The 13,093-nt window shown below is 75.3% G+C and carries 10 protein-coding genes; 8 read left to right on the top strand and 2 right to left on the bottom strand.

All coding sequences use genetic code 11. The features are described 5' to 3' along the window. Window positions 1-34 precede the first annotated feature (34 nt). Window positions 35-1,348 carry an alpha/beta fold hydrolase gene (locus BX285_RS23850; protein WP_121177967.1) on the bottom strand — a complete coding sequence of 438 codons (1,314 nt, stop codon included), beginning with the start codon at window positions 1,346-1,348 and terminating at the stop codon, window positions 35-37. Window positions 1,349-2,105: 757 nt separating this feature from the next. On the opposite strand from BX285_RS23850, the gene BX285_RS23855 reads away from it, so the two are divergent. From BX285_RS23855 to BX285_RS23890, 8 genes are all read left to right on the top strand, one after another. After that, on the top strand, window positions 2,106-4,226 hold the full coding sequence (locus BX285_RS23855; RefSeq protein WP_259470872.1) for a glycogen debranching N-terminal domain-containing protein: 2,121 nt from the start codon (window positions 2,106-2,108) through the stop codon (window positions 4,224-4,226). Between the two features lie 155 nt (window positions 4,227-4,381). Further along, window positions 4,382-5,140, top strand: coding sequence for an NUDIX domain-containing protein (locus BX285_RS23860; protein WP_121178983.1), 759 nt, complete (start codon window positions 4,382-4,384; stop codon window positions 5,138-5,140). A gap of 167 nt (window positions 5,141-5,307) precedes the next feature. Next, window positions 5,308-5,589, top strand: coding sequence for a hypothetical protein (locus BX285_RS23865; protein WP_097236012.1), 282 nt, complete (start codon window positions 5,308-5,310; stop codon window positions 5,587-5,589). A gap of 270 nt (window positions 5,590-5,859) precedes the next feature. Then, a complete protein-coding gene (locus BX285_RS23870) occupies window positions 5,860-7,326 on the top strand; it encodes an ATP-binding cassette domain-containing protein (RefSeq protein WP_183107207.1) in 1,467 nt (488 codons plus the stop codon). A gap of 3 nt (window positions 7,327-7,329) precedes the next feature. Next, complete coding sequence (locus BX285_RS23875) at window positions 7,330-8,235, top strand: hypothetical protein (protein ID WP_097236010.1); 906 nt, start codon at window positions 7,330-7,332, stop codon at window positions 8,233-8,235. 111 nt (window positions 8,236-8,346) lie between these two features. Continuing rightward, window positions 8,347-9,279, top strand: coding sequence for a FadR/GntR family transcriptional regulator (locus BX285_RS23880; RefSeq protein ID WP_097236009.1), 933 nt, complete (start codon window positions 8,347-8,349; stop codon window positions 9,277-9,279). Between the two features lie 494 nt (window positions 9,280-9,773). Next, window positions 9,774-11,423 carry an RNA polymerase sigma factor gene (locus BX285_RS23885; RefSeq protein WP_097236008.1) on the top strand — a complete coding sequence of 550 codons (1,650 nt, stop codon included), beginning with the start codon at window positions 9,774-9,776 and terminating at the stop codon, window positions 11,421-11,423. 195 nt (window positions 11,424-11,618) lie between these two features. Beyond that, window positions 11,619-12,497, top strand: coding sequence for a trypsin-like serine protease (locus tag BX285_RS23890; RefSeq protein WP_259470755.1), 879 nt, complete (start codon window positions 11,619-11,621; stop codon window positions 12,495-12,497). Between the two features lie 214 nt (window positions 12,498-12,711). Here BX285_RS23890 and BX285_RS23895 read toward each other — a convergent pair whose 3' ends face one another. Then, window positions 12,712-12,945, bottom strand: a complete 234-nt coding sequence (locus tag BX285_RS23895; RefSeq protein ID WP_097236007.1) for a hypothetical protein — start codon at window positions 12,943-12,945, stop codon at window positions 12,712-12,714. Window positions 12,946-13,093: the final 148 nt, after the last annotated feature.

A 13,093-nucleotide genomic window follows, 5' to 3' on the forward strand; every position in this document is an offset into this window, starting at 1 on the left:
AGGACGGCTCGGCGCCGCGCCGGGCCGCCGGGAGCTACGCCTCGCCGTGCGCCATCTTGATCAGGCGGTCCAGCACCTTGCCGCCGCTCACCCGCAGGCCGTCGTGCTCCCACTCGTTGGTGATCCAGGTCCGCAGGCCGCGCACCGCGCGGGCGGTCTCCAGCGAGTCGGCGGTGTCCACGTACATGTCGTCGTGGTACACCGCCGCCACGACCGGCACGCTGTTGGCGGCCAGCCGCGCGCGGTCGTACAGGTCGGGCCAGTCGGTGCGGGCGGCGAGCAGGTCCGCGGTCTCCTTCAGCGGGCGCAGCGCCGGGTCGGTGTCGAACATCCAGGGGTAGATCATCTCCCCGGTGAAGAGCACCGGGGCGTCGGCCTCCAGCGCGGCCCGGGCGTCGAACTGCGGGAACTCCTTGCGGATCCGTTCGGCGGACCAGGCGGTGCCGCCCTGGTCCACCGAGCGCTGGCCGTAGATCGACTCGTGCAGCACCGCGTACAGCGGCCCGCCCGCGAAGGAGAGCTGGGCCTGGGCGCCCGCCAGGAAGGTGTCGGAGAGCTCGGGCCCGGCCGCGCCCTCCACCCAGGCCTCCTCCAGCAGGTAGTGCAGGGTGCCCGAGCCGCTGCCGCCGCCGAGCAGCAGCCCGAGGGCCTGGAAGGCCTCGACGGTGAGCAGGCCGCCGTCCGGCAGCGTCGCGGGGGAGTCCGCCAGGTGGGCGGCGATCCGGCGCACCGCCTCGACGTCCTGCGGGAACCGCGCGTAGTGGTCCTCGTTCTTGTGGACCACGCGCGGGTACGCGGCGCGGTACACGTCGTCGGCGGAGCTGCCGAGGCCGGCCAGACCGCCGGTGATGAAGGCCTCGGTCAGGCCTTCGGGAGCGATGGAGAGGTAGGTGAGGGTGCAGAAGCCGCCGAAGCTCTGGCCGAGCACGCTCCAGCGCCGGTCGGCGCCGAGCAGCCGGGTGCGGATCAGCTCCGCGTCCCGGACGATCGAGTCCGCGCGGAAGTGGGCCAGGTAGTCCGCCTGCTGCTGCGGGCCGCCGCGCCGGGCGAGGGTCTGCCGGGTGGCCGGGGTGGACCGTCCGGTGCCGCGCTGGTCGAGCAGGAGCACCCGGTAGTCGTCCAGGGCGCGCTCCAGCCAGGCGTCCCGGCCGAGCGGACGGGCGGCCTTGCCGCCGGGCCCGCCCTGGAGGAAGACCAGCCAGGGCAGGTCGTCCCGCTCGCGGCCGGCGGCCACCACCTCGCGGGCGTACACCTCGATCTGCTCGCCCTGCGGGGCGGCGTGGTCGAGCGGGACCTGGAAGACGTGGTCGGTCGTGACAATCCCGGGCAGCCGGCTGACGGTGGACATGCAACTCCTCGGTCTCTGCTGGTCACAGCGGTGGCGTCGCGGTTCACGGGGTCACCGGGTGCGGAGGCCGCGACCCCCGCACCGTATCCTGGCCGCGATCGAGCGCCGGTTCGACCGCCCCCGCCCACCCGACCGGGCGGCCGACACCGGTGGAAACGGACCGGAGCCCCGCAGGTGACGGCCCGCGAGCCCGGGGCCGGGCCCTGCGTCGCAGAGGGCGAAGGGCCCGCGGCCGCGGCCCGGTGACGTCCCGACGGAAGCGGCACGACCGCCCGGCGGGTCGGGGCCGGCCGACGGCGCTCGCGGCGGGGCGTGACCTGGCACCGGTGCGCGGCGTTCACCCCGGGGGCCCCGCGCGTCGGCGGAGTCCGCCCGGCGGTGCGGAGCAGGCCGCCCCGGGCGCCGACAGCCGCCGACGGCCAGGCGCGACGTCGGCACCGGCAGCGGCTGCCCGAGGGCCGGCCCGGCCTGCGGGCGGGGCCATGAGGGGCGGGGCGTCACCGGCAGGCCGGGAGACCGGACCTGACGGCGTGCCGGGCATGGTGGCGGCCCGGCGGCAAGGCGCGGTGCACCGGTACCGGTCCGGTACCGAGCACCGCATGGCACGACCCGGCACCGGGTACGGCCAGACACGGCACACCCGCCGACGGGGAACCCCGCCGGCCCGGCACCATCAGCACGCGATCGAGCATGCTCGCGGCCCACCGGCCTGACCCGGCCACCGGACCGCCGAGGGGAGGAGAGTCCGGTGACCGCCATGAGGCCACCACAGGCCATGCCGGCCGAGAGCGTGGTGGGCGCGCCGCGACCGGTCGGCCGGCCCGACCAGGCTCCGGCCCCGTGGCTCGCGGGCGCGCCCGCCGGCCCGGGCCGCCCCATGGCCCCGCCGCGCCCGCAGCCCCCCGCCGTCCACCAGGCGGTGATCTGCGTCAACGCCCCGGCGATGGCCGCCTCCGGCCCCGACGGCCAGCTGCGCGGCCACGGCCTGCACGGCTTCTACCGCAACGGCGTGCGGGCCCTCGCCCGGATGGAGCTGCGGCTGGGCGGCATGGAACCGCTGCCGCTCCAGGGCACCCTCACCAGCACCGCTCAGGCCCGGTTCCTGGGCGCCGTACGCCTCCCCGGAGACCCTGACCCGGACCCGGCGCTCACCGTCGAGCGGCTGCGCCACGCGGACGGCGTGGAGACCGTCGTCGTGCGCAACACCGGTCCGCGCCCCGCCCGGCTGCCGCTGGAGATCGCCCTCGGCACCGACCTCGGCCCGGTCGCCGAGATCGCCGCCGGGCACCGCCCGCCCGACCTGCCGGGCCAGGTGCAGTCCGCCGGGCTGCGCTGGACGGGCCCGGTGCACAGCGCGGTGGTCAGCGCCAAGCCCTCCCCGCACGCCGTCCTGGCCGGTGCGGGGGTGCTCCGCTGGGACCTGGAGGTCCAGCCCGGTGCCCGCTGGTCGGTCGAGCTGCGCACCGAGCTGGAGAGCGTCGCCACCGGCCCCCGTCCACCGGGCGGGCGAGGCACCGGAGTCCCGCTGCCCTGGTCCGAGCCGGAGGTCCGCAGCGACGACTCCAGGGCGGCCCCGCTGGTCTCCCGGTCCCTGGACGCCCTCGGCGGGCTGCTGTTCGCCGACCCGGACCGCCCCACCGACCTCTACCCGGCCTCCGGCGCGCCCTGGCGCTTCGGCCTCGCCCCGGCCGACGCGCTCTGGGCCGCCCGGCTGACCCTGCCGCTGGGCACCCGGTTGGCCGCCGGCACCCTCCGGGCACTGGCCCGCCGTCAGCAGCCGGCCGCCCCCGGCCGCACCGAGGGCCTGCTGCCCGGCGCCCTGCGGCACGGCGGTCCGGAGCTGCCGCCCACCTGCACCGCCACCGAGGCCACCCTGCTGTTCGTCACGGTGCTGACCGAGGCCTGGCGCTGGGGCCTGCCCCGGGCGGAGGTCGCCGAGCTGCTCCCGGCCGCCGAGCGGGCCCTGGCCGCCCTGCGCGAGGGCCTGGTCGACGGCTTCGTCACCGACCTGAGCCGCCCGGTCGAGGAGCGCTCCGCCCACCCCGTCGCCGCCCGCGCCGAGGTCCAGGCGCAAGCCCACCGCGCCGCGCTGCACGGCGCCGAGCTGCTGGAGGCCTTCGGCCGTCCGGGCGCCGAGGACTGGCGTAGCTGGGCCGCCGGGCTGCGCGGGCGCTTCCGCGAGCGGTTCTGGATCGACGACCTCTCCGGCGGCCGCCCCGCCGCCGGGCTCGCCCCGGGCGGCCAACCGCTGCCCGCCCTCAGCTCCTCCCTGGTGCACCTGCTGGACACCGGGCTCGCGGCCGACGGCGGCCGGCACGAGAGCCTGCTGGACCGCGAGCAGACCCGGCTGTTCGCCCAGCGCCTGGTCGCGCCGGAGTTGGACAGCGGCTGGGGCCTGCGGACCTTGAGCGCCAAATCCCCCCGCTTCAACCCGCTGGGCCACCGTGGCGGCGCGGTGCGGGTCCACGAGACCGCGCTGGCGGTGGCCGGTCTCGCCGAGGCCGGCCACGAGAACGAGGCGGGGACGCTGCTGGAGGGCCTGCTCGCCGCAGCCGCCCACTTCGACGGCCGGTTGCCGGAGATGTACGCGGGGGAGCAGCGCGCCCCCGGCTGTCCGCCGGTGCCACACCCGGCCGCCTGCCGCCCGGCGGCGGTCTCCGCGGCCGGTGCCGCGCACGCGGTGTTCGCCCTCGCCGGGGCCCGACCCGACGTCCCGGGCGGGCGGGTCCTGGTCCGTCCGGCCAGCACCGCGCCGCTCGGCGAGCTGGAGCTGACCGGACTGCGGGTGGCGGGCGAGCCCTTCTCGGTCCGGGTCAGCCGGATCGGGGTGGCGATGGTCGAGGAGGCACCGGCGGACCTGCAGCTCGTCGCCCGCTGACCGCCCGCCACGCGCCGACGCGACCGTGCCCGCGGGCCCCGGCCGCCCGTGCGCGAACCGTGCGGGGCGGGCCGGCAACCGGCCCCGCACGGTCCACGGGCAGGCCTGCGCGCAGGCCTGTGCTTATCGTCAGAGAGACGACTATGATCGTCGCCATGTCGCGTTACGATCCGTCGGCCTTCCCCCCCTTCGCTGTCACGGTTGACCTGGTGGTGCTGACGGTGCGCGACCACTCGCTCTGCGCCCTGCTGGTCAGACGCGGCGAGCCGCCCTTCCAGGGGTACTGGGCCCTGCCCGGCGGCTTCGTCCGCCCGGACGAGGGCCTGGCCGAGGCCGCCTCCCGGGAGCTGGCCGAGGAGACCGGCCTGCGCGCGTACTCGGCCCCCGGCCACGACGCGGCCGGCCCCGGCGCCGCCGGTGCCCACCTGGAGCAGCTCGCCACCTACGGCCACCCGCAGCGCGACCCCCGGATGCGCGTGGTGAGCGTCGCCTACCTGGTGCTCGCCCCCGACCTGCCGACGCCCCGGGCCGGCGGCGACGCCAGCAGTGCCCGCTGGGCCCCGGTCGGCGAGCTCCTCGGGGACAACCCGGTCGACGGCGTCCCGCTCGCCTTCGACCACGGGCTGATCCTCGCCGACGGGGTGGAACGCGCCCGTTCCAAGATCGAGTACTCCTCCCTCGCCACCGCCTTCTGCCCGACCGAGTTCACCGTCGGCGAGCTGCGCCGGGTGTACGAGGCGGTCTGGGGGGTGGCGCTGGACCCGCGGAACTTCCACCGCAAGGTCACCGGCACCCCCGGCTTCCTGCTGCCCTCCGGCGGCACGACGACGCGGCAGGGCGGCCGCCCGGCCCAGCTGTTCACGGCCGGCGGCGCGACCGTCCTCAATCCGCCCATGCTCCGCCCGGAGTCCTGAGCTGAGCCAGGCAGGTGACGGCCCACGAGCCCGGAACGAGCCGGAGCGCGTCGGAGCGCGCCGCCGAATGGCCCGGCCTGGCTGCGGCCGCAGGGGCACCGGCGCAGAGTGTCGGTGACGCACCGGCCGCCGGGCCGAAGGCCCTGCCCGACCTCAGGAGCCCCGTGATGGTCATCAACGACGACTGCGCGAACCAGCGATCCGTCATCACACGGCTGGCAACCGACTACCGGAGCCTCGACGCGACCACCACCGCCACGGAGCACGAGCTGGCCGCCCTGCAGGACCGGAAGGGCTCGCCCGAGGCACTCGCCTCCGTGCAGGAGCGGCTGGCCACCGAACGCGAGCAGCTGGGCCTGCTCGCCGTCGAGGGTCAGGCCGCCGTCGACGAGTTCCGGGCCGTCTGCGGGGGCGAACAGCTCCCGCCGCTGCCCTGGCCGGCCGGTTAGGAGCGGCGACCAGCGGCGGCGGGCGGACGCGGCCGTCGGTGGTTCCCGTCCGCGGTCGCGCCTCGTTCGGGTCCGTGAATCGCAGGATCGGATTGTCCCCTGATCGGGTGAGGCGGGCGCGCGGTGGGCCCGTGCCGTTCCCGTAATGCCCGGAATAGCCGTCGCCGCCCCCTAATGTGCTGGCGCGGAGCCGTGCGGACACACGCCGTCGGCCCCTCCGGGGGCGCTCCGCGTCGAGCAGGTCGGCCGAGGGCATGGGAGCAGCCAGCGATGATCCAGATCACCGGACTGACCAGAGTCCACCGCAAGGGCGCCCCGCCCGCCGTGCTCGATCTGACCTTCGACGCCAGGCCCGGCATGGTGACCGCGCTGCTCGGCGCCGAGGGCGCGGGCAAGTCCACCGCGCTGCGGCTCATGCTCGAACTCGAACGCGGCCAGGGCGTCACCCTCTTCGACGGCCGCCGTTACCGCCGGCTCCGCCGCCCCGAGCGCGAGGTCGGCGTGCTGCTGCCCGGCCCGGGCGAGGGCGTGGCCGCGGTCGCCGGGCACCCGGGCCGCAGGGCGCACAGCCACCTGCGGATGCTGGCCGCGGCCGTCGGCGTCCCGGCCCGGCGGGCCGACGAGCTGCTGGAGCAGACCCGGCTGGCCGCCGTCGCCGGGCAGCGGCTGCGCACCTTCTCGCCCGGCATGCACCGCCGCCTGGCCCTGGCGGCCGCCCTGCTCGGCGACCCCGGCACCCTGCTGCTGGACGGGCCGACCGACGGGCTGTCGCCTCGGAACATCGAGTGGTTCCACTCCTTCCTGCGCTCCTTCGCCGTCGCCGGCGGAACGGTGCTGGTGACCACCCGGACCCCGCAGGAGGCCTCGCAGCTCGCGGACCGGGTCGTCACCCTGGACCACGGCCACCTGGTGGCCGACCAGCCGGTGGCGGAGTTCCGCCGGACCAGGCTCAGCCCCGAAGTGGCCGTCCGGGGGCCGCAGATGGCGCGGCTGGCGGACCTGCTGGTCAGTCAGGGCGCCGAGGTCCGGCGGGACGGTAGCGTCGGCCTCGCCGTGGCCGGCATCGACCGCACCGAGATCGGCGAACTCGCCTACCGCCACGGGATCCTGCTGCACGAGCTGGCCGACCGGGTGGTCGAGCAGCCGGCGCCCAGGGTCGTCCTGCCGGCCGCCTCGGGCCGGTCCGGCAACCTCCGGGTCCGCCCGGCATCCGAGGTCGAGCCCTCCGTCGAGTCGGCCTCCGAGCCCGGCCCCGAGCCCGCCGCCGAGGCCGTCCCCGTCCCCGTCCGCATCGCGGCGCCCGCCACCGAACGCGTCCCCGAACCGGCCCCGGCGCCCGCCCCCGAGCCCGGCGCCCCGACCGCCCACGAGCCCGGACCCGACGCAGAGGCCGCCACCACGCCGCAGCGCCGGGTGCCCCGGGCCCAGGGCGACGCCTCCCTGCCCACCCGTGCGCTGCCGGTCGCCGTGGTCGCCGCCGCCCTCCCCGCCCTCGGCGCTGCCGCCCCCCGGTCCGCCGAGCCCGGCGAGCGCATCGAGCCGGCCCCGACCGTCGCCGTCGACCGGCTCTTCCGGGACGACCCGCTCCCGGCCGAGGACTCCGGCCGGGTCAGGATCCCGGGCCGCCACGAGAGTCGCGAGCTGCTCGCCGACGACACCGTCCGGCTCCGCCGCCTCGGCTCGGGCGCGACCGCAGTCCCGGCCCCCGCCACCACCGACGACCACCGGAGCGAGTGAACCGTGCGTGCCCTGGCCTACGAGCTGCGCCGACTGCGCGGCCTGCGTTCCACCTGGCTGCTGATCGCCGCCGTGCTGCTCGGCGACGCCGTCGTGGCCGCCGTCCTGGCGAGCCAGGCCCCGGACGGCCCGCTGGCCGCCCACGCTGGGGTGCGGCTGCTGACCGCCGCCGTCCCGCTGATCCCGCTGCCGTTCGCGGCCCTCGGAGCGGGCGTGCTGGGCGCGCTCTCCTACGGCCACGAGGTGCGCCACCCGGGTCTGCCGGCCTCGCTGGTGTCGTACCCGCGCCGGGTGCGGCTGCTGCTGGCCAAGCTGCTGGTGGTCGGTCCGGTGGCGGCGGGGCTGGCGCTGGCCACCCTGCTGCTGGACACGGTGGCCGTGCACCTGGCACTGCCGGGCGGGGTGACGGTGGCGGCCTGGGCGGAGCCCGCCGCGCTGTCGGCCCGGGTATCCGAGGCGCTGACCGGCGCCGGCCTGTCCGGGCTGTCCGACCTGCCGGGCGTCCTCGCCCCGCTGGCACTGCCGGCCGGCCACGGGGTGCCGGCCGCACTGCTGGCGTTCGTCCTGCTGACCGTCGTGGCCGCATGGACCGGGGTGCTGACCGCCTCGCTGACCCGCAGCGCCGCCGCCGGGGTGCTGCTGCTGTGCGCGCTGCCGCCGCTGCTGGAGTCCGGCGTGGCCCTGCTGCTGCGCCGCACCGGCAGGCCGTGGCCGGCCCGCGCGGCCGAGCTGCTGCCGTTCCAGTCCGGCATCGAGTGGGCGTACGGCTGGGTGTACGGCGGGCCGCACGGGACGGCGGCCGGGAGTGCTGCGCTCACGGATCCGGCACTGCTCGTGGCGGTCGCGGCCCCTGCGGCCGTCCTGCTGCTCGCCGCGCTGCTCGTCCAGGCCTGGCGCCGTGCGCTGTAGGGCCCGCAGCCCGCTCGTCCCGAAGTACCAAGATCGACCAGCAGTGACCGCAATGCGCGGTTCTTCCTGATAAGAAGTCAATTATCCAGTCACGGTCGATCACCCTTTCGTGTGCTTTTCACGAGAATTCTCAAGCCACGCCTGCGGATCGCCGACAAAGGAGGCGTGAGTACCCTTGCGCACCCCACCATGACCCCCGCCCGTTCCGCCGAAGGGCCCATCCACGGCTCCGGCGACCTGGACCGCTTCTCGTACGCCGACCGGCCGACCCCGCCGGCGCCCCGCTGGGAGGGCGCCGAGTCCGACATCGCCCGGGTCGGCCGCAAGACCACCAGCAGCCGCGGCCGCGGTCTGCACGGCCAGCTGGTCCAGCAGCTCGGCCAGATGATCGTCTCCGGCGACCTCGGCGCCGACCGCCCGCTGGTGCCGGAGGAGATCGGCCAGCGGTTCGAGGTCTCCCGGACCGTCGTCCGCGAGTCGCTGCGCGTGCTGGAGGCCAAGGGCCTGGTCAGCGCCCGGCCGAACGTCGGCACCCGGGTCCGCCCGGTCAGCGACTGGAACCTGCTGGACCCCGACATCATCGAGTGGCGCGCCTTCGGGCCGCAGCGGGACGAGCAGCGCCGGGAGCTGTTCGAGCTCCGCTGGGCGATCGACCCGCTGGCCGCCCGGCTCGCCGCCGGCCACGGCCGGGAGGACATCCAGCAGCGGCTGGTCGAGCTGGTCGAGATCATGGGCCACGCCGCCGCCCAGGCCGACCTGTCCACCTACACCCGGGCCGACGCCGAGCTGCACGGCCTGGTCCTGCAGCTGGCGGGCAACCGGATGCTGGAGCACCTGTCCGGGATCGTCGCCTGCGCACTGCAGGTCTCCGGCGGCCCGGCGATCTCCTGCGAGCGCCCCGCGGAGGCCTCGGTCAGCCTGCACGCCCGGCTGGTGGATGCGCTGGGCAGCGGCGACGGCACCGCGGGCGAGGCCGCGATGCGGGCGCTGCTCACCGTCCACCCCGAGATCGAGCCGTCCGTCCCCGCGCCCCGCGAGCACTGAGCGGGCTGTTCCGAAGAGCGGACGCGCCGGATCCGGCGGCCCGCTCCGCCAGGCCCTCCGGCGCACCGTGCGGCGCAGCCGGGGGGCCTCCGCACGCCTGCGGTGGGTCTCCGGTCCGTCGGATGGCCGGTCCGACCGGCCGAGCCGCGGCCCCTCCCGCACCGGTCCACACAGGACATGACAAAACGCTTCGGCACGAGTGCGCGATGATGGAAGCCGGCCTCGTGGCCGCGGCCGCCGAGTGGTGTGACCCGCGACACGAAGGCCATGCGTAACACTTGACGAGTAGCAGCGATGTCTCCTGAGCGGGAGCAGCTCCGGAATACTCCAACATGTCAGAATGCTGTGTTGGTCCGCGGCGCTGCTGCCGTCCTGCAAACCCAGTCCTCAAGCCCGAGTCGGTCGGAATCGACACCGCGCGCCTGACGCGCGATCTCCTTCCCCGCCCGCTCGGGCGGCCGGTACGGGTTCGAGTCCACTCATCGTCCGAGAGGTTGTTCGTGTCGGCCAGCACATCCCGTTCGCTTCCCCCCGAGATCGCCGAGTCCGCGGCTCTGCTGGCGCTCATCGAGCGGGGCAAGGCCCAGGGGCAGATCGCCGGTGACGACGTGCGCCAGGCGTTCGAGGCGGACCAGATCCCGGTCACCAAGTGGAAGAACGTCATGCGCAGCCTCAACCAGGTGCTGATTGAGGAGGGGGTGGACCTCATGGTCAGCGCGGCCGAACCGGCCGGCGCCAAGCGCAAGAGCGTTGCTGCCAAGAGCCCCACCAAGCGCACCGCCACCAAGGCTGTCACCACCCGGACCCCGGCCGCCCCGTCGGCCCCGACCAAGCCGCCCGTGCGGATCGCCCCCGGCGCTCCCGTCGCGGCTCCGGCCGTCGCGGCCGCCGCCGCGGCCCCGGCCCCCACCGTCTCCGCCGACATCACCGTGGAGACCACCGGCATCGCCGCCGAGATCAAGGCGGTTCCGGCGAAGAAGGCCGCCCCGGCGAAGAAGGCCGCGGCCAAGAAGACCGCCGCGCCGGCCAAGAAGACCGCCGCCAAGAAGACCACCACCGCCAAGGCCGCCAAGGGCGGCGAGGAGGAGCTGCTCGGCGAGGAGGAGCTGCTCGAAGAGGTGGCGCTGCCGGGCGACAAGGCCGAGGCCGAGGGTCCGGAGGAGGAGTCGGAGGGCTTCGTCCTCTCCGACGACGACGAGGACGACGCGCCGGCCCAGCAGGTCGCCGTCGCCGGTGCCACCGCCGACCCGGTCAAGGACTACCTCAAGCAGATCGGCAAGGTCCCGCTGCTCAACGCCGAGCAGGAGGTCGAGCTCGCCAAGCGCATCGAGGCCGGCCTGTTCGCCGAGGACAAGCTCTCGGCCGCCGACAAGCTCGCTCCCAAGCTCAAGCGCGAGCTGGAGATCATCGCCGAGGACGGCCGCCGGGCCAAGAACCACCTGCTGGAGGCCAACCTCCGCCTGGTGGTCTCGCTGGCCAAGCGCTACACCGGCCGCGGCATGCTCTTCCTGGACCTGATCCAGGAGGGCAACCTCGGTCTGATCCGTGCGGTCGAGAAGTTCGACTACACCAAGGGCTACAAGTTCTCCACCTACGCCACCTGGTGGATCCGCCAGGCGATCACCCGCGCCATGGCCGACCAGGCCCGCACCATCCGCATCCCGGTGCACATGGTCGAGGTCATCAACAAGCTGGCCCGCGTCCAGCGCCAGATGCTCCAGGACCTGGGCCGCGAGCCCACCCCGGAGGAGCTGGCCAAGGAACTCGACATGACCCCCGAGAAGGTCATCGAGGTCCAGAAGTACGGCCGCGAGCCGATCTCGCTGCACACCCCGCTGGGCGAGGACGGCGACAGCGAGTTCGGTGACCTGATCGAGGACTCCGAGGCGGTCGTCCCGGCCGACGCGGTCTCCTTCACCCTGCTCCAGGAGCAGCTGCACTCGGTGCTGGACACCCTGTCCGAGCGCGAGGCCGGCGTGGTCTCGATGCGCTTCGGCCTGACCGACGGCCAGCCGAAGACGCTCGACGAGATCGGCAAGGTGTACGGGGTCACCCGTGAGCGCATCCGCCAGATCGAGTCGAAGACCATGTCGAAGCTGCGTCACCCGTCGCGTTCCCAGGTGCTGCGCGACTACCTGGACTGATCGACGACAGTAGTCCCGGTGAGGGCCCGGAGCCGTACGGCTCCGGGCCCTCACCGCTGTCCGGGGCCGGGTGCGTCAGCGTCCGGGTGGTGGTTGTCGCTCGTCCGGGTGGCGGCGCGGCGGGAAGTGGTCGCGCAGCGAAGTTGATCACCTACGCTGTGCCGGTTGCCTGCTGCCGAGCCTTCTGGAGTCACGGTGCCGACCGAGCCGGACCGCACTGACCTGCCGACCGCCGCCCCGTCCCGGACGGGCCGCGGGCGCCGCCGCGCCGCCGCGCTGGCACTGCTCGCCACCGTCCCCGTGCCGCTGGTCACCCTCGGGGCGGCGACCCCGGCCGAGGCGCAGCGCCGGGTGGTCGGCGGCGCGGCCGCGAGCACGGCCGACCACCCGTGGATCGTGGCGCTGGCCAGCCGCCAGCAGTTCGGCAGCGGGCGCTCCGGCCAGTTCTGCGGGGGCGCGCTGGTCGGCCCGACCAAGGTGGTGACGGCCGCGCACTGCTTCTACGACGAGGCCAAGGGCCGGGTGGAGCGGCCGGGCCTCAAGGTGATCGTGGGCCGGGACGACATGCGCGGCACGGCCGGCCGCGAGGTGATGGTGAAGTCGGTCTGGATCCACCCCGACTACTCCTTCGCCGCCAACATGAACGACGTCGCGGTGCTCACCCTCGCCGACTCCCAGGGCGCCCGGCCGGTGGTCGAGCTGGTCGGCCAGGGCGAGACCGAGCCGTACGCGGCCGGGACCAGGGCGCAGGTGTACGGCTGGGGGGACACCAGCGGACGGGGGGACTACTCGCCCACGCTGCGCGGGGTGGACGTGCCGATCGTCCCGGACCAGACCTGCGCGCACGCCTACCCGGGCGGGCCGGACGGCAAGTTCGACGCGCGCGGCATGGTGTGCGCGGGCGAGGAGAAGGGCGGCAAGGACGCCTGCCAGGGCGACAGCGGCGGCCCGCTGATCGTCGGCGGCCGGCTGGTCGGCCTGGTGTCCTGGGGGACGGGCTGCGCCGAGGCGGTCCACCCGGGGGTCTACACGCGGGTGTCCTCGGTCGCGGACGCGGTGCGCTCGGTGCTGTGAGTGTCGCTACCGGTGCACGGGCGGTCACGTTCTGACGTTCAGTCGGGCCGGGGCCGTGACTGCCGGGCCGCACGGAAGCGAATGCGGGAGAACGGTCCGGGGAACAGCAGAGCCGGGCGACCGGCCCTCAGGGGTCGGTCGCCCGGCTCACCGGTCGCGCTCGGTGCGCGGCCGGACACAGCTCGACGCTGGCTGCTGTTGGCGGCGCCCGGGATCAGCGCTCGTCGTCGGTGGCCGTCGCGGTGGTGCTGGTGGTGAGACGGCCGCTCTCGTCCTGTATCTCCACGGCGATCTTCTTGAGCTCGGGCTCGAACTTCCGGCCGTGGTGGGCGCAGAAGAGCAGCTCTCCGCCGCTGGCGAGTACGACGCGCAGGTAGGCCTGGGCGCCGCAGCGGTCGCAGCGGTCAGCCGCGGTGAGCGGGCTCGCAGGGGTCAGAACAGTAGTCACGTCGCCTCTTCTCTAGCTCGACGAGCTGTCGTACCAGGGTCAACATCCAACCAGGCCGAAAACGTTCCCGCTCGTGGCTTTTCTTCTCTGAGGATTCTGCTGTGTTGATGAGGACGTGCCCCGGGCCGCGGTGGTTCATGCGTGCCGA

The organism is Streptomyces sp. 1114.5 (genome assembly GCF_003635085.1).
GTDB lineage: Bacteria > Actinomycetota > Actinomycetes > Streptomycetales > Streptomycetaceae > Kitasatospora.

Coding starts and splice junctions, on each gene's coding strand:
- BX285_RS23850 (WP_121177967.1), bottom strand. CDS start 1,348: ATGTCCACCGTCAGCCGGCTGCCCGGGATTGTCACGACCGACCACGTC.
- BX285_RS23855 (WP_259470872.1), top strand. CDS start 2,106: ATGAGGCCACCACAGGCCATGCCGGCCGAGAGCGTGGTGGGCGCGCCG.
- BX285_RS23860 (WP_121178983.1), top strand. CDS start 4,382: ATGTCGCGTTACGATCCGTCGGCCTTCCCCCCCTTCGCTGTCACGGTT.
- BX285_RS23865 (WP_097236012.1), top strand. CDS start 5,308: ATGGTCATCAACGACGACTGCGCGAACCAGCGATCCGTCATCACACGG.
- BX285_RS23870 (WP_183107207.1), top strand. CDS start 5,860: ATGATCCAGATCACCGGACTGACCAGAGTCCACCGCAAGGGCGCCCCG.